General features: G+C 41.6%; 12 protein-coding genes. 7 read left to right on the top strand and 5 right to left on the bottom strand.

The window, feature by feature from the left end:
- Nucleotides 1-16: 16 nt before the first annotated feature.
- The 5 genes from QWZ08_RS14125 to QWZ08_RS14105 all read right to left on the bottom strand — a co-directional run bounded on the left by QWZ08_RS14125 (nt 17) and on the right by QWZ08_RS14105 (nt 9,665).
- Nucleotides 17-3,019, bottom strand: a complete 3,003-nt coding sequence (locus QWZ08_RS14125; RefSeq protein WP_290338092.1) for a TonB-dependent receptor — start codon at nt 3,017-3,019, stop codon at nt 17-19.
- 42 nt (nt 3,020-3,061) lie between these two features.
- Nucleotides 3,062-4,444, bottom strand: coding sequence for a beta-helix domain-containing protein (locus tag QWZ08_RS14120; protein ID WP_290338091.1), 1,383 nt, complete (start codon nt 4,442-4,444; stop codon nt 3,062-3,064).
- Nucleotides 4,445-4,447: 3 nt separating this feature from the next.
- Nucleotides 4,448-7,558, bottom strand: coding sequence for a TonB-dependent receptor (locus tag QWZ08_RS14115; RefSeq protein WP_290338090.1), 3,111 nt, complete (start codon nt 7,556-7,558; stop codon nt 4,448-4,450).
- A gap of 215 nt (nt 7,559-7,773) precedes the next feature.
- Entirely contained in the window at nt 7,774-8,799 is a 1,026-nt protein-coding gene (locus tag QWZ08_RS14110; protein ID WP_290338089.1) for a S41 family peptidase, read from the bottom strand.
- A gap of 2 nt (nt 8,800-8,801) precedes the next feature.
- Complete coding sequence (locus QWZ08_RS14105) at nt 8,802-9,665, bottom strand: hypothetical protein (protein ID WP_290338088.1); 864 nt, start codon at nt 9,663-9,665, stop codon at nt 8,802-8,804.
- Nucleotides 9,666-9,967: 302 nt separating this feature from the next.
- On the opposite strand from QWZ08_RS14105, the gene QWZ08_RS14100 reads away from it, so the two are divergent.
- The 7 genes from QWZ08_RS14100 (at nt 9,968) to QWZ08_RS14070 (ending at nt 17,408) form a co-directional block, all read left to right on the top strand.
- Nucleotides 9,968-11,113: a glycosyltransferase family 4 protein gene (locus tag QWZ08_RS14100; protein ID WP_290338087.1), complete on the top strand. Its 1,146-nt coding sequence runs from the start codon at nt 9,968-9,970 to the stop codon at nt 11,111-11,113.
- Nucleotides 11,114-11,123: 10 nt separating this feature from the next.
- Nucleotides 11,124-12,005 (top strand): glycosyltransferase family 2 protein, encoded by an 882-nt coding sequence (locus QWZ08_RS14095; protein WP_290338086.1) that lies wholly within the window; start codon nt 11,124-11,126, stop codon nt 12,003-12,005.
- A complete protein-coding gene (locus QWZ08_RS14090) occupies nt 12,005-13,072 on the top strand; it encodes a glycosyltransferase (RefSeq protein ID WP_290338085.1) in 1,068 nt (355 codons plus the stop codon). Before QWZ08_RS14095 ends, QWZ08_RS14090 begins: the two co-directional genes overlap by 1 nt.
- Entirely contained in the window at nt 13,069-14,103 is a 1,035-nt protein-coding gene (locus QWZ08_RS14085; protein ID WP_290338084.1) for a glycosyltransferase, read from the top strand. The genes QWZ08_RS14090 and QWZ08_RS14085 overlap by 4 nt, the downstream gene beginning before the upstream one ends.
- A gap of 146 nt (nt 14,104-14,249) precedes the next feature.
- Nucleotides 14,250-15,383 (top strand): MraY family glycosyltransferase, encoded by a 1,134-nt coding sequence (locus QWZ08_RS14080; protein WP_290338083.1) that lies wholly within the window; start codon nt 14,250-14,252, stop codon nt 15,381-15,383.
- A gap of 186 nt (nt 15,384-15,569) precedes the next feature.
- Nucleotides 15,570-16,433, top strand: coding sequence for an ABC transporter permease (locus QWZ08_RS14075; protein ID WP_290338082.1), 864 nt, complete (start codon nt 15,570-15,572; stop codon nt 16,431-16,433).
- Nucleotides 16,434-16,460: 27 nt separating this feature from the next.
- Nucleotides 16,461-17,408 (top strand): glycosyltransferase, encoded by a 948-nt coding sequence (locus QWZ08_RS14070; RefSeq protein WP_290338081.1) that lies wholly within the window; start codon nt 16,461-16,463, stop codon nt 17,406-17,408.
- The last annotated feature ends 8 nt before the right edge of the window (nt 17,409-17,416 follow it).

The raw sequence follows: 17,416 nt of genomic DNA, 5'->3' as shown, positions 1-17,416 counted from the left end.
TTATAGTTTACCCTGATTAAAAGGTATAAGTAATTGCCAGTGAATACGTGCGCTGACCTGCTACCTGCGAGGCATAATTATCCGTCCCCTGCAGGTAGTTATCAAATGACTTGCGTATATTAATGATTACCGGCTCGTCTGCCTTTCCATTACCATTGATATCCTGGTATAAAATATAAGGCTTGTTCAACAGGTTGGTGACCTGCATCTTTATTTTACACTTTTCTTTCCAAAGCGCCTGCGTGAACACCAGGTCCACCATATTTCTTGCCTTCATCCTGTAAGGTGGCAATGCGGCAACAAGATGCCCGTTTGCCAGGGTTCGGGTAAAATCGGATGAGCCAAGTTCATTATTATAATCACCTGTTCGGTTCAGTGAAATAGTGGCCTCGAAGGAATTACTGAATAGCTGAAGACTGGCCCCGGCATTTAAAATATAATTAGCCTGACCAGATAAAGCGTGTTCACCCACATAGTCAAAATAAAAATCATTAATTACCTTACGTTTCACCTGGGATTGCAACAAAGTACCATTGCCAAAAAGCGTAACATGGTTTAACCATTTTGCAAAAGATATAAAATCCAGCCTTTTTCTTACCTCAGCTTCTACTCCCTTAACGTATGCGTTACCTGCATTGACAGGTATTCTAAACTTGTCCACATCAAAACCGGTTCTGCCCTTTGCATATTCAATAGGGTCTTTTAAATTTTTATAAAATCCAGCTACCGTTACAATTTCACCGGAAGTTGGAAACCACTCCAGTTTCACATCATAGTTGGTGATAGAAGCACTTTTTAAAAACTGGTTACCCTGCGTTAATGAAAAATTTTGATAGTCATACCTTACAAAAGAAGCCAGATCTTTTAATTCCGGTCTTATCACTGTGTTGGAATAAGCCGCCCGGATATTGACGCTCTGTACGGGACTGTATATAAAATTTACGGATGGTAAAATATTCACAACAGACCTGGCACCAAATTGGGCCGTCTGTTGAAGTGGTTCCTGAAAGTCCCTTAAATAGAGGGGTGTATAAACACTGATAGTTTGCTGGTAGTTTTCAATTCTCACGCCCCAGATAATCCTTATTTTTTTTCCTATCTTATTTTCAACACTTTCATATGCCGCAAGTAAACTACTGCCCGCATTATAATTGGAAGAGGTACTGGCCGAAGCGGCAAGCCGGTTCGTTACATCGGTACTACCAGGCGCATAGCTGGACGCCGCGAATATACTGTCTATAGTTGCCGAAATCGTATTTTCAACAGGCAGCACGGTACCGGTCGCCTTTCGTTGCCTGTTCTGAAAGAGGATGCCGGCTTTAAACAAATGCTTGTTTCCTGAAAAATTAAACGGTGTTGTAATATTGAATGCGCCTCCGTAGATGATATCCTTATTTTCTGACCAAGCCCTGCTGGCCCCTGATAATGCTGCACTGTAGGTAAGATTGGAAGATCCCTGTTCAACAATCCTCTGTACAGAATCTTTTATTCCGAACACAAAATTTCTTGTGTCCGGCGTAGTTGTATTATTTGCTGTGGCATTTACATTCCATTCAAGCCTTGTTTCATTATTTTTACCGGTGCGATGCTCTCCGGAAAGAATCGAGTTCAAAATGCTTTTCTTTTCATTTAAATAAGTCAGACCGATGTACTGATTGTCCTGGTTGAAAAAATCGGTATTGCCAAACCTTACTTCCGGCCTGTCTATAAATAAATTATTCAATACCTGGCTGTATAGATTTTTAAGCGTTATTTTACTATTGCCAAAACGGTACGCGAGATTAACCACACCTCCGATATCCACCGAATAACGGTACCGCATATTCTGAGAATAATATCCCAAACCAGAAATGGTGTCTGGCAACAGACCGTTTGAAAAAATGGGGTCTCTGGATGTAGTTTCCCTTTCAATGAGTTCCGTCTTACGCTGGCTGATGGCGGCCACTATGCCGATCTGGTTATCATTTTTTAACTTAAAAGATTTGCCCCAGCCCAGCTGAAAACTTTCGTTCAATCCCGAGTGTCCGTCATTTACGGGCGCCAGGTTATTGGCAAGCGTTTTTAAATACCGTGACCTTTCCTGGGGATTTAAAAAATAGATAGGTACCTGGCTGGTGCCCGTTGGAAATTCTTTCGGCAGCAATAAACTTTTTTCCTGAAAACCAATCACAGCCAACTTATTTCTTTTGTCGGCATAAAAATCCTTTCCGAATGTTTGATCAGAAAAACCGGTTTGTACGGTAACAGAATAGAAGTCTTTTACCGGAAAATCTTTTGTATTTACCTGCACAATCCCGCCGGCGAAATTACCGGGCATATCGGGAGTGGCTGTTTTATTTACCGTGATATTATCAATTACAGCGGCCGGTATCAGGTCGAATGCAAAGGCGTTGCGGTTGGTTTCTGTACTGGTCATAGGTACGCCATTCAGCATCGTCTGGTTATACTGATCATTCAACCCCCTCACTACCACAAAACGGTTATCCTGTACGTTTAATCCTACTACCCTTTTCAAAATCTGGCCAGCATTATTATCCGGTGTTTTGCGGATGGCTTCTGTCGAAATACCGTCTGACGCTGCTGCGCTGCGCTTTTGCGCAGAATAAAGCGAAGACTGTGCTTCCTTTTTTACGGAGGAAGTAATAACAACACCAGCCAGTTTATTCGAAACTGTTTGTAAAATAACGTCCAGCACTGTAGGTTGTCCTTCTTTAATAATTACACCAGTTAATTCCTTTGCGGTGTAGCCTGCATGTGAAAAGCTAACAGTGTACGTTCCGGCCGGGAGGTTAAGCGTGTAAGTACCATCCGCAAGTGTTGATTTGCCATACCTGGTTTCTTTCACCGTAATGTTGGCGCTCATTATTGCTTCATTGTTAGCCGCATCAATAATTTTTCCGGTAAGCTTGCCGGTTTGCGCAACTACCATATGAGCAAAAAGGATAGTGCTTACTACCAACAAACACAAGGACCTGGTGCCGCCGCTTAATCTATTGCTAACCGGTATCTGATAAAACATAATCGTATAAATTATTTCTCTTTAAATCCCTGCAGCAAAACCTTACTCAGGGAAATTATAATTTGTTTTAAGTGGTGTGGCGTTCACCCATCCTAACCACCAGTTGTCGCTGCCCAATGCGCCCAGATAATTTTCCTTGATAAAAAATGGCTCGGCAAAGTAGGCTCCGGTATAGTCACCTGCTTTCAAAACCGGCGAGTTTGACTTTGGTAAAGGATCCAGCTTTTCATAGTTAAAGGGATCCTGGAAGGAAAAATCAGCAACGCCAGAAAATAATTGGTTTTTTAAAACCGGTTGCAGGATAAAGCTGCGTAACTCTGTGCTGCTGAAAGTTGCACTGGCAGCAGGATCAACGAAGAAGGTTCTTGTTGTATCGCCGCTGTAAAAAACGGTATTTGAAAGCTGCGACTCTTTCCGCTGCAACGCGTTACCGGTCAGGGAATCGCCGAGATTCCATGCACCCGCCGGGTAGCCCAGTATCAAACTGTTTCTTACCTGAAATCGGGTATTGCCTGTAGTTACAAGTGCTGCATTATTTGCAAGGCCTGTGTTGGCATATACAGCCGCCGAACCATTCTGACCATCCGGGCCAATGATGGTTAAATTAGAAATGACCGGATTGGTAACTGGCAGTGCGTCCGCAGGATTGCCCGCATTGTTTTCAATGAAAACACCGGCAAAAGCATTGTACGGAGCACTGCCCGTACCTCCAAAAAAAGGATGGCGGTATGCGATGATCTGCTGCATTTTACCCGTATAGCCATTGGTAATATAAAAATCCGCCGGCCCCCCACAGGCATAGGAAATCAGGTTCCTGCAATTGAAGCTGCCACCATAAAAATTGAATGCTGACAACGGATCATCCTGACCGACCCTGCTTGTATAACTTACCATTACATTTTCGATGGTGGTGCCGCTGCCTACTGCATCCAATGTGAGCGCTGCAAATTCTATCCTGGCATATTTAAATATTCCGGAATTATCTGCTGCATCACCGGCAGCGCCCCGGGCATTGTTAACCGCCCTGCCCTTAATAAGGAGACCTCCCCAGCTTTCAGACTGGTTTCCTGTTGCAGCAGCACTGGTAAATATGATGGGATTTTTACTGCTGCCATTCGCCAGAATGGTCGCTCCGGGGTTAATAGTTATGCCAGCCGTACCGTTTGCTGTAATTCCCGGAACTGCTTTTATTATAGTGCCTTCATCAATAATTAATTGTTCGCCATCCTGCCTGGTAAACGGACTGTTTAAAATATATACCGTATCGTTATAAAGATGTACTGCTTTTATTCTCGACTCTTTTAAAATAACCTCCGGTTTTACAGGTGAACTGGTAACATCTTCCGCCTTTTTACACCCTGTCGACAACAACAATACCAGCAGGAAGACATTTGTGATCAATACAGTGAAAATATTTTTTTTCATACGTTATCTGAATAAATAAGATAATGACAAATAAACAGTACGCTGGGACTGTATTGAAATAATAGTGTTGTCGGTTCCGCTCTGATAATAACCTCCATTGTTGCCGATGGCCGTTAAAACCAATGGCGCATCAAATTTTTTATTGCCGTTTAAATCCTGGTACATAATGTAAGGATTGTCTAAAACATTGGTTACACCTGCAATCACTTGCATCCTGGATCTCCATATTTTTTGGCTTACCTGCATATCCAATTGGCGCTTACCTTTTATTCTGTAGTCCGGTATGGCGGCAACCTCGTTTCCATTATCGTGAGACGCAAGTTTACCCGAGCCTAACACCGAAATGTAGCCACCCGTTTGATTAAACAGTATCGTTACTTCCGGTATGTGTGGCTTTTGCAGAACGATACCTGCCTTGTATGTATAAGCGGGGCTTCCCGATAGCGTGTGTTCCGGAAAAGGCTGCGACAACAACCTTACCGGCCCCGCATCTACCTTTGATTTCAGCCAGGTGGCATTTGCAAAAACAGCCAGGTATTGTAACCAGCCAGCGTTGGTTGCTTTATTCAATTGTATTTTTAAGGATGCATCAATACCCTGCACAGTCGCGGGTGCAGTATTATGAGGTTTCATCATGACGGTGCCGGCTGTGTAAGACGATAAAATATACTCTATTGGCTGATCAATGCGCTTATAAAATCCCGAGGCTCCAATGGTAATTCCATTGCCAGATGACCAGTTAATTCCGGCGTCATAATTAGCAATTTCCGTGCTCTGTAGAATTGAATTCCCTGTTTTCACCGTGAAGGTAACCGGGTCGTAATATTTATAGCCAGTGAGCTCCTGCAGCATAGGCCTGTTAAGCGTTTTGAAATAACCGGCATGCAGCAAGAGATGCTTTTCTATTTCGTACCGCACTAACAAAGATGGTAAAACGTTGATATAGCTTACAAACGTATTTTTATCCAGCGGGTTAAACCTTGGATTTTTAAAGCCCGTCACATAATCGTATTCTGCTGCTGAAACCAGCTGGGATGAAGATTCCACCCGTATACTCCAGTCTGTGGCAAGTCGCTCCGTTAGCTCATTTTCAAGATGGAAATAGGCCGCTCCAAAGCTGCCGGAAGCTGAATAGTTAGCCCTGTTATTGGCATACACATTGGAATAACTGCCGCCAAAATTGGTATAATAATTCGTTATAGTTAAACCCCCGGGATAGTATCTTTCAGGTGCCAGCAGGCTATCAATTCTGTAAGAGCCATTGCCTGATACCTGCAGCAGCGTACTTGTAAAAACCCGGTTCGTGCTTTTAATATCCACACCACCGGTAATTACCTGTGGCAGATGCAGGAAATTAAAAGCAGATTGAATGCTGATTGATCCCTCAAAATTATTGTCAGTATAATTTCGCCATAGCCGGCTGTTCCTGGTCAAATTAGGATCAGACAAATCGGGGTTAAGTACGGTTGGGTTAAAGGCAGATTTTACTGTTTGTGCCAGCTCATAATGATCCCTGTAAGCTGCATCGTGGCGCACCAGTAAATTTCTTTCATCCGGATTTTCTTGTCTTAAATATTGGTATCCGGCAAGCCAGTTCAGCTTCAGCTTTCCATTAGTGCTTAAAACATGCTCGCCGGTCAACTGACTTACCAGGAATCTTCTCTGCGTTGTAGAATAATTAAACGCATCATGTGCGAGGCTGTCTTCATCTGCTTTATGTACCTGCGTACGTTGCGTATAGGTGTTGCTGAACTCGCTGCCAAAATAATTTTTAAAGGAAATTTTAGCGGTGCCAGACAAAAAAGTGGCATTCAGTAAGCCTGCAAGATGAGACAGGTATCGGTAGTTGATATCACTGGACTGAGAAGCAATTAATTCTGTTGTTGCATTAAATGGAAATGAATTGCCAGTTACATCAGGTAAAACCTGGGTCACCGATTCTTCAATCAATTGCCGTCTTGATTGCGACAGGTAGCCCAGGATACCAATCTTTTTGTTTTGTTTTAACCTGATTATTTTTCCAAATCCAATAGTCAGTTGCGCATCCGGCTTTGTATTTCCGTAATTGAAAGCGGCAAGATTATTTTTCAAACGTCTGGAAAGGTCCACCTGCTCCTGTACATTTTTACCGTTAAATGAAGCCTGGGATTTTGGCGTCGGAAATGCTGCCGGCAGATCTCTGATATTACCCGGCAGACTCAACCATTGCGCCTTGCCTTTTTGGTCGTTTAAAAAATCTCTTCTACGGGATAAGTCGGAAAAACCGCCCCCAGCCTGCATATAAAAAAATGACTGATCAGGTAAATCCCTGGTCTTTATTTCCGTCGTACCACCAGCGAAATCTGCTGAATAAGTTCCGTCTGCAATTGTATGTACCTTTACTTCACTGTAAGCATCCGCTGGCAGCAAATCCAACGGATAAGCCTTGCGGATCGGATCAAAGGATGTTAATGACATACCGTTTAACAGAACCTGGTTGTACCTGTCCCCCATACCCGCTACGGTAATTGATTGCAGATTGTTGCCAGCATAATCCTGTACAATCACACCCTGTAAACGTTTTAACAGTTGCACCCCATTTCTGTCAGTTCCTGTGCCAATATTCTTTTCCGTCACTGCATCATATAACACACCCGACCGGGGCAAGCTTTTTTTAGAGGCAATAATATTCTCCTTATAAAAACTGGAGTGTGCAACAGCATCCCCTGGAGGAACTGAATCTTTCATTGCTTGCTTCTTTATTCCAGGATGTTCAATTTTAGCCAGTGGAAACAGCGTTATATCCAGATAGGTAGAAGTTCCGGCAATTACTGCACAATCAGTTATCACCTTCGTTTGAAAACCGTTGCTTTTGCAAATCAATGTGTACTTTCCTTTTTTCACCACCAGCAAATAACTTCCATCTGCTGTGCTCATGGTGTTGAATGCATTCTTTTCCTGCTGAATGGTGACGCCGGACAGGTATCTTCCGCTGGAGCCATCCATTACCCTTCCTTTTAAAAAGCCATTGGCCGGCTGCGCAGCAGCAGTGACGGAGAATAACAATAAAAAGCAACTGAAAGAAAAAAGAGATGACGTTAGCTCCGCTATTATTTTTAAAAAGAATATTCTCATAACAATGAATTCATTTTAAACAGGTGATACCGTCCCAACGATTACAGCGTACCGTTAAACATGCATGCCTGTTTTGAAACAAGTAGTTTACTGTTTCAATGGTGTTTATTCAGCACCGGGCGAAAGTAGAGTAACACCCGCATTTGAATGTTACCAAAGTATTATGTAATTATGAAGATTTGCGCAGGCTGGTATGGACGCAAAAAAAAAGCGGTTTATTGAAGCAATGCATATGCTTTCTCCAGAATAGGGTCCTTGCCGCCTGATTCCTCCAGCAAGGTTATGCCAATATTTACATCCGGCGTGATGCCGTTTTCAACAGGGTGTTTATTTATATCCAGTGTTTTCGTCGCCGTGTACTGCAATTTCCACCCGTTCAATAATACATAGTCGTTCGGAAACCCTCCACCACCGCCGGTTTGATCGCCTACAACTTTTACATTTGGCAATACCGACATAAATAGTACAAAATCATTGCAGGCACTGAAGCTGGCCCTGTTGGTTAACACACACACAGGTTTTGTATAAGGTGTGCTGTTGCCCGAAAGAAAATAAGGAGCGGCATCCGAAAAATTTTCGTGACCGCTTCCATTTTTTATCTGCTCATATTTAACCAATGTTTTTTCACCGAGGAAGCGACGTACAAATTTTTCAGCATTGGCAGATCTGCCTCCCGTATTATTTCTGACATCAAAAATAATTCCCTTTGTACTACTCATTTCATTCATTACCTGGTCGGCCTCTGATTCAGTAATATCATTTTTAAAAGAGGCATAATAGATGTATCCAACATTGTTTACTGTTTTATAGATCACAGGGCCGCTAACTTTAAAGTCATTTTTCAGATAACTGGTAACTATATTCTTGTAATTAAAATTGGTGGAATAGAGCGTAAAAAATCCATCATAGGTGGCGGTGTCGGAAGCAGACATAAGGGATACATGGCCATCCTTCAATGTTTCCAGCATATGATCGATCACTGTAAACAAAGCTGCATCTGTCATCTCTTCGGTCACCTGTACCCTATAGGTTTGATAGGTGCTTTTCCAATCAATTCCTTTTACTGAAAACAAGGCGTATTGTTCGTCCATTACCTTCCATGCTTCTTCAAAAACCAATACAGGATTGCTTTTAACTGGTTTTAGGTCCAGGGCTTTTTCACATCCTCCCAAAAAAAACAGCACCAATAACAATGCAGGCAGTTTAATCTGCTTTCCACTTTCCTTTATTATGCTTCTCATCTTTAAAGTATAAAACTATAGGATAAAACAATTGTGTGATTGGCTTGTAGCACCTTCCTGCCACCCGAAAAATGGCAGTAGTCCCAGGTATAATTCAATGCAAGCTGGTGTCTGTCCGCCAGCATTTTTTCCACGCCGAGCATATTTATTAATCTTAGAAACGAATTAAAACTTTGAATCCTGCTTTGACTAAAAATATCGCCGGGTGAAAAACCGGCTTTTTCTGAACTGGCTGATGCACTGTTACTACCGAATGAAGGTTGTACTATGGCAGACACAACCGGGATGCTGATGCGTTCCTTTATTGAAAAGCCGGCTGAAGGATCGCCGATAACATACAGAACCGTTGCAGCCGCACCAAGCGAGGTGGCAAAATCGAATGAAGTATTATTATTGATAAAGCCACCAAAAGACCTGCCATTATAAAGTACGTTTACACAAATACCAGCCTTATAAATAAACGGACGTTCGCTGTTACCAAGTTGGTAAAGATTTGTATAGTCAGCAGTGAAGTGGCTGTTGCGTAAAGTGTTCTGCTTGTCTGCTGTTTGAAGGTTGCCCTTTGTAAAGGAGCATTCTAACTGATGACTTGCTTTATTTTTGACATAACCAGCAGCAGCAAAGCCTGCAACCGTTGTGCCGTCAAAAGAGAGCGCAGTAAATCTTCTATCCTGAACAACCGATTTTCCTGCACCGGCACCCACACTGAAACTCCATTGAGGTATACCAACGTGGCCGCCTTGCTGGGCAACACTCAGATTAAATGTCCATAATAAAAACAACGTAAATGCCATATTCTTTTTCATAACCCTGGTATCAAAGCCCGTGATATTGACTACTGTCCAATTTTTTTTAGCCGAAAACATCAGCAGTTGGTTTATACAAATAAAATCTTTCTCCTGATATTATCTGGCGCTTTTTGACTGAAAAACGAATTGGTAACAGTTAGTTAACAATTAGGTAAAATGAAGATTTGAATTTAGCTGCGAAATAAAAATTTGAAGAATTTTGTGCAAATGATCTGAGAGAATCCCACCCAACTATTTTTTGAAAGACAACGCTTTTAATTACTGTCAGGCAACTGTGGCGGAACATCCGCACTTGCCCGATAAAACGTGATGGCTGTATTTTTTATTGCTGTGATAATGATTTCTTAACACCACCAAAAATGGCCGACAACAATATCTTGATAGGAATGAATGGCTCTATGCTGGATGAAAAACCTACTGGTGTGGGCGTGTATTCCTTCAATCTAATCAATAATCTTTCCAGCCTCGTCATAAATGAAACCCGCAAAAAAATAACGGTTTTCACGCCGACAAATACCTCGCTGAATAAAAATATAAAAACTATAAAACTTTCGGATTGGCTACAATCAACCAAATACGGTAAGCTGGCGGCTTTTTGCAGATTTACCTGGAATACTTTTTACTATCCTTTACAGGCACGCAAATTTGATATACTGATAAGCCCCACGACGCATGGAAGCTTTTTATTAAACAACCAGGTAATCGTTATTCATGATCTGCTGTCGCTGCGTTTTCAAAACATCAGTTCACATCAGCGTTTTTATTTTAAATACCTGCTACCTGCTTTGATAAAGAGAGCCAGGCTCATTATCGCAGTTTCAGAAAATACCAAACGTGATATCATTCATTTCTTTAAATGTCCGGAGGAAAAAATTAAGGTGATTTATAACGGCTATGATGATGACATCTATTTTCCTGTAGCAGAAAAAAAACTCATTATTTATAGTCAGTATGGTGTAAGAAATTATCTGCTGGCAGTTGGGCCAACCTATCCGCACAAAAATTTTGAACTACTCATAGATGCTTACAATGCGATGAACACCGCCTGCAAAAAGAAGCACCCGCTTGTTATTGCGGGAGGGAAAGAAAAGTATTTGGAAGTTTTGAAAGCATATGTACACGGACTGGACCTGGATAGCTGCATCCACTTTGTCGGCTATGTTCCCGTTGAACTGATGCCGTCCCTTTACCGGGAGGCACATACGCTGATCTTTCCAAGTTTATATGAAGGTTTTGGTATACCGCTGCTGGAGGCAATGGCTAGCGGCTGTCCGGTGATTAGCTCCAATACCTCATCCATGCCTGAGGTTTGTGGTGATGCTGTTTTGTATTTTAATCCGACGGATCAATTTTCATTGACTGCATCCATGCAGTTGCTCATTATGGACGACAACCTTCACAGTGAACTGAAGCAAAAAGGACTGGATCAGGCTAAAAAGTTTTCATGGAAAAAAATGGCCGGTTCATTCAACAATATCATTGATAATTTTTCTATAAATAATTAAACCAACTGTAATGCTTGAAATAAGTTGCTCCATCGTCATTTTTCATAATCCAGCTGAAGAACTACGCAAAGCCATTGAAAGTTTCTTAAGCTGTTCAAAGAAAATAAGATTGTACCTGATTGATAATTCTGCTGATGATAGTGCGAGGTTTCAGTTTCTTTCTCCCCAGATTGAATACATCCATACAGGTAAAAATGTAGGATACGGTGCCGGACACAATATTGCTATCAGAAAGGTGCAGGGACGTTCACAATACCACATCATCCTGAATCCGGACATTGAGTTTAATCCATCAACACTGGATGGCCTGTATGAATTTATGCAGCAAAATGCGAATGTGGGGTTGGTAATGCCAAAAGTATTATACCGCAACGGACTCACTCAATACCTCTGCAAGCAGCTCCCCTCCCCTGCTGATTTATTTCTCAGGCGCTTTTTTCCCGGCCCCGTCAAGTTTGCTGTAAAAAAATTACTTGAGCAATATGAACTAAGGCATAAGGATTATAACAACATTATGGAAGTGCCAAATTTGTCCGGCTGTTTTATGTTTATCCGGACTGCTGTTTTTGAAACAATCGGTGTATTCGATGAACAATATTTCATGTACCTGGAAGACACAGATCTCAGCCGGAGAATAAATAAATATTACCGTACCGTATATTACCCACTGGAGACGATCACGCACGGGTACAGCAAAGCTTCCTACAAAAGTTTTAAACTCATGCTCCACCACCTGACTTCTTCTGTAAAATATTTTAATAAATGGGGTTGGTTCAGGGATCAAAACCGCTTGCTGATCAACAGGTACATCAACTATAATTCCTTCATACCACAGATCAAATCTGCAGAACAAAAAAACCAGGTACAGCAACATATTATTTCAGTTGACTAATGAGCAAGAATATAAAGGGTATTTCAATAATTATTTGTTGTTATAATAGTGCCGCCCGGCTTCATAAAACACTGCAGGCTGTTGCTAAACAGCAGTGTGACCCAAATCTTTCCCGGGAAGTGATTTTGGTAGACAATGCTTCAACCGATAACACATCGGTAGCAGCAGCTGAAATCTGGCAGGAACTGGAGACCAGTAGCGATATAAAAATTATCTATGAGCCCGTGGCCGGTTTGGGCAATGCAAGGATCCGTGGTGTTAAGGAAGCTGCCTATTCATTTGTGCTGTTTTGCGATGACGATAACTGGTTAACCGAAAACTACGTCCAGGGCGTATTTGATATGCTGGATGGTGATGAAACCATTGCAGCCTGCGGAGGAATGGGCGTTCCGGTTTTTGAAACTGCTGAACCTTTCTGGTTTTATGCCTATGCTGAAGCCTTTGCCCTGGGGTCACAGGAAATTAACAGCGAGAATGGCCAGATGCTGAATTTGTATGGAGCTGGACTGGCTGTACGCAAACAGGTATACGAACAATTATTCCAGGAAGGCTTTGATCCGCTGCTTAAGGACCGCATAGGAAAAAAACTAAGTTCGTCGGGCGATACCGAATTAACCTATGCATTTGTTTTATTGGGATATAAACTGGCCTGCTCCGATGAACTAAAGTTTTACCATTACCTGCCAAAGGAACGGTTGACGTTTGACTACCTTAAAAAATTATTTATCGCATTCGGCAAAGACGGGCCGGTTCGCAATCTTTACTACGCCTATATCAGTCACCGCTTTTTTCACAGGCATATAAAAAACTGGAATTTTCACCTGCTGCTGAGTATAGTGAGGCTGATAAAATATTCCTGTGTTCCCCCTAAAAAATATGGCCGGGGTATATATTTTCACTGGAATATGGCCTATATCAAGCAGCTGCTGGATATGAGAAAAAGCTATCCTGGAATGAAAGTACATATTTCAAAAATCACGGAAGGCAACTATCATGCCCTGCAAAATACCGGCACGAAGAAGCACCTTTCTGTCGAAACCAACGGCTTGTCCCAACTCAGTAAATGAAAAAATATTACATCAGTTCAGTCAGGGGGCAGTCGGGTATCTGCAAATATTCGGGAGATTTTTATGCACTCGTGTTAAAGCAAAAAGGCTATGTTCTGACAGACAGCAGTGAAAATCTGCTTTCTCTTTTTGAGACCATTTTACCTGCAGATCATGTGCACATTGAGATCGGTATTTTTCAAACAAAGGAGATAGGCATTTTGATGGCAATGCTGGACTCCGGTTATAAAAACATCGCAGTAACCCTGCATGATGCACCATTGTTAAAGTATCCCTTTCATACATTCAGTAATCCCTTTTTAAATAAGCTATCCAAATTTTACGATATCTACATTAATCAGTTTACCTCCGCAGCACCCTATCTTAAAAAAATAAAGCGTATTTATGTTTTATCACTGAAGGCCCTGGTTTTAATGCAATCGAGGTACCAGCTGGATAACATCCATTTTTTGCCGCATGTGATTGACACTGCAGAAATCAACCATAGCGATACAGCTAACAACAATTTTATTTACCTGGGATTTATAGGAAGAAATAAAGGGATTGAATATGCACTGCAGCTGCATCAGCAATTGCTGAATATTTATCCGGACAGCCAATTTTACGTTGTAGGAAAGGCAATTGGAAAGGAACAGGAATTCCTTCACCAGTTAATGAAAAAATATACAGTCAATGTACACTTTACCGGCTATGTGGCGGATGAAGTATTGGATGAGATGTTTGGGCAGGCTACTTTTTCTCTGCTGCCTTTTAAAGCTTACAAATTCTTTATGCCTTTCAGTGGTAGTATTTTGTATAATCTAAAAAAAGGAAAAATTGTTTTCACCTGTAATACGAATGCAGTCGGTGAAATTGTAAGCGAAGGTAAAACGGGCTTTTTCCTTACCGGTATTATCACAGAAGATGTTGACACCATTGCCGGGGTCATGCGTGACAAGGCAATGCAATGTGGAATTAAAAAATCAGTTACCGGTTTCCTGATGCACAACCATGCCGCATCTGTTGTAAGCAGTTATCTGCAGGAGGTGTAATGCCATGTGCTTCATGATCCCGGCAGGCGTCTTTGCTTTAACAACACACAATAGTGTATAGAAACAGGGCTAAAAATTAATCCAATCATAATGCCCCAAACTAAATTTCTAAACAGCTGCAGGGTAGCTTTACTTAAACTTATACCATGACCATTTTGTTCGCCTCCTTCATATTTGTTGCCAATTTTTTACTGGTTTGTTATTCCATCCGGAAAATAATTTACATCGCCCATAAGAAACATTTATTTGATGAGCCTTCCGAAGTACGCAAAATTCATTTAACCAAAACGCCCAACCTTGGCGGCATTGCTATATGTGCGGCGCTCGTTTTTACATCCTCCCTGTTTCTATCTTATGTAACCATTCCAAAAATCAATTACCTGATTTTTGTATCGCTGGTGCTTTTCATTCTGGGCACCACCGATGACCTGGTCGGAGTCAATCCAACAAAAAAAATTATTACCCAGCTGGCAGTTGCATTAATCATCACCATGCTCGCGGGCTGCCGCATCACCAATCTGAATGGCTTTCTCGGCATCACCGTTTTGCCTTATGCTTTCAGTATTGTTTTCTCCAGCGTGTTTATCGTCTTTCTGATAAACGCATTTAACCTGATAGACGGCATCGATTGTCTGGCAGGGGGTATTGGCCTGCTTGTAAGCATTTGTTTTAGTTTTTACTTTTGGGAAATGCAGCAAACAGGATTTATGTTTATAGCAGTGGCAACGGCGGGGTGCCTTGGCGGCTTTCTGTTATTCAACCGTACGCCGGCAAAAATATTTATGGGTGATACAGGCTCTATGTTTTTGGGATTTATAACAGCCCTGCTCTCCATCAATTTTATGGAATTGACTCAGCCGACACTATTTGCCAAACATGCTGTATCCACCAAGGCGCCGGCCATTGTTTTAGGTCTTTTGATCATACCGGTATTCGACACCCTGAGAATCTTTGTACTAAGACTTCTGCAAAAAAAGTCTCCCTTTGCCGCAGACCGCAATCACATTCATCACCGTTTGCTCGACCTTGGATTCAGCCATTTACAATCAACCGGCATATTATTGCTGGTAAATGTGCTTGCCCTGTTGGCTGTACTTATCCTCCCATTCAGAACAGAAATACTCTTTGTAATTATAGCTGCACTGGTACTGGCCTGCAATGCCATTTTATCCTTCTTTCACAGGAAAAGGATGCATAATAATCGTCCAAACCTGGCACCGCATGCCTATCAGCTTACCAGGCAGCCACCCCTCCTGGCAGACAGCCAGTTGCTAAAATAACATTGGTAAAAATGGTAGTCGTCAGTATCAAAATTACGATTCGAAGAGATCATTCTTTTATTGAAGCGATTGACTTTTCTCTTTTCGCAAACCCTCCTGCACCGCCAATAATATCATATTATTAAATCAACCCGGCGGGCACACTAAATCCTCAATAATATTCTAAACTTGCAGCAAAACGGTGTAATGAATCATCCAACTCATACGGATAAAAAGTGGCGGGAAGTGATTACCAACAAAAGCAATTTGTGGACGCTAAATTACAAGGAGATCTGGGACTACAGAGACTTACTGATCATCTGGATGCGACGGGATATTCTTTCAATTTATAAACAAACTATCCTCGGCCCGATATGGTTTGTACTGCAGCCGGTTTTAACAACCATTACTTTTGTTTTTATCTTTTCCCGCATCGGCAAATTTTCTACTACTGGTTTGCCACCTGTTATATTTTATTTAAGTGGCATCGTTATCTGGAGTTACTTCGCTGAATGCATTACTAAAACAGCCACTTTTTTTAAAGACAGTACCCCCATCTTTTCCAAGGTTTATTTTCCCCGTTTAATTATTCCCCTGTCACTTGTATTAACCAATCTTGTAAAATTCGGCATTCAATTTCTTTTGTTCATTGCAGTTTACGTTTATTACCTGGTCACAGGCCATGATATGCATCCAAACATTTACTTACCGCTTATACCCGTATTGATAATTTTAATCGCAGGTTTGGGGCTAGGCAGCGGCATCATTATTTCATCACTAACTACAAAGTACAAAGATTTTGTACACCTGATTACTTTTGGTGTGCAGCTGATAATGTTTATATCGCCTGTGCTTTTTCCGGTAGAGGGTATTGCAGATTCCGGATATAAGAAAGTTATCTTAGCCAATCCTGTCACGGGCATTATCGAAGCCTTTCGTTTTGGTTTTACTGGTAAAGGTTATTTCAGCTGGCAGCTGCTGACCTACGATGCAAGCTGTATGATGATATTATTGCTTGTTGGCATCTTGGTATTTAATTCGGTAGAAAAGGATTTTGTTGATACAATATAAACGTATTAACCAGGATAAATTATTTGTATGATGTCTATAATCATCTGTTCTGTAAATAGCAAACTGCTGGGGCAGCTGCGCCAGAATATTGCCGAAACTATTGGAATTGAATATGAGATCATTGCTATTGATAATTCCAGTAAAAAAGAAGGCATTTGCTCGGTATACAACAAGGGGGGAGCAACGGCCAGGTACCCCATACTATGTTTTATGCATGAGGATATTTTATTTGAAACCAGCAACTGGGGGTTACTTATTGTACAGCATTTTAGGCAACCTAAAACAGGTTTGCTGGGCATTGCCGGCGGGGACAGCAAAGGACTTGTTCCTTCCAGCTGGTCATCCTCCTTTAAATCAAACGAAATAAATATCATACAGCATACAGAAAAAAAAAGGGAAGCAAGGCATATAGTAGAAACATATAACAACCTTCCGGGAACAAAAAAGAAAGCGGTTACACTGGACGGGGTATTGCTGTGTACCAGAAAAGAAATTTTTGCCCAGTTGAAATTTGATGAAGTGAATCTGAAAGGTTTTCACGGTTACGACATAGACTATTCCCTGCAGGTATTTTGTTATTTTGAGGTAGCCGTTATGTTCGACGTGGTAGTGCATCATTTTTCAGAAGGAAAGCCTGATAACAAATGGGTAGAAAGCGCTGTTGTTATCAGCCGGAAATGGAAAAAACAATTGCCCGTTTCTGTATATCCTTTAACCCCTGCAGAGTTTAACTTTTATCACTGGAAGTCACTGCAGGTTTTCCTGGAAAGATTATTTCAGCTCAACTATAGTTATCCAAAAATAATCCTTTACTATCTGCGGTTTTCCTGTTGCAGGTATTTTACAATCAGGCGCTTTCTTTCCATGGGAAAGTATGTGTTTGTTATCATGTGGCATGGCAGGTATAAGAACAAGCAGGCAGTTACCGGCTGCATAAACGAAAAAATAATTCATCAGCAAACTCCCGTTTTCTAATTCCCGCG

The sequence above is a fragment of the Ferruginibacter paludis genome (assembly GCF_030409685.1).
GTDB classification, from domain to species: domain Bacteria; phylum Bacteroidota; class Bacteroidia; order Chitinophagales; family Chitinophagaceae; genus Ferruginibacter; species Ferruginibacter paludis.
This window is presented reverse-complemented; position numbering and strand designations above follow the sequence as displayed.

Coding starts and splice junctions, on each gene's coding strand:
- QWZ08_RS14125 (WP_290338092.1), bottom strand. CDS start 3,019: ATGTTTTATCAGATACCGGTTAGCAATAGATTAAGCGGCGGCACCAGG.
- QWZ08_RS14120 (WP_290338091.1), bottom strand. CDS start 4,444: ATGAAAAAAAATATTTTCACTGTATTGATCACAAATGTCTTCCTGCTG.
- QWZ08_RS14085 (WP_290338084.1), top strand. CDS start 13,069: ATGAAAAAATATTACATCAGTTCAGTCAGGGGGCAGTCGGGTATCTGC.
- QWZ08_RS14075 (WP_290338082.1), top strand. CDS start 15,570: ATGAATCATCCAACTCATACGGATAAAAAGTGGCGGGAAGTGATTACC.
- QWZ08_RS14070 (WP_290338081.1), top strand. CDS start 16,461: ATGATGTCTATAATCATCTGTTCTGTAAATAGCAAACTGCTGGGGCAG.
- QWZ08_RS14090 (WP_290338085.1), top strand. CDS start 12,005: ATGAGCAAGAATATAAAGGGTATTTCAATAATTATTTGTTGTTATAAT.
- QWZ08_RS14115 (WP_290338090.1), bottom strand. CDS start 7,558: ATGAGAATATTCTTTTTAAAAATAATAGCGGAGCTAACGTCATCTCTT.
- QWZ08_RS14095 (WP_290338086.1), top strand. CDS start 11,124: ATGCTTGAAATAAGTTGCTCCATCGTCATTTTTCATAATCCAGCTGAA.
- QWZ08_RS14100 (WP_290338087.1), top strand. CDS start 9,968: ATGGCCGACAACAATATCTTGATAGGAATGAATGGCTCTATGCTGGAT.
- QWZ08_RS14105 (WP_290338088.1), bottom strand. CDS start 9,665: ATGTTTTCGGCTAAAAAAAATTGGACAGTAGTCAATATCACGGGCTTT.
- QWZ08_RS14110 (WP_290338089.1), bottom strand. CDS start 8,799: ATGAGAAGCATAATAAAGGAAAGTGGAAAGCAGATTAAACTGCCTGCA.
- QWZ08_RS14080 (WP_290338083.1), top strand. CDS start 14,250: ATGACCATTTTGTTCGCCTCCTTCATATTTGTTGCCAATTTTTTACTG.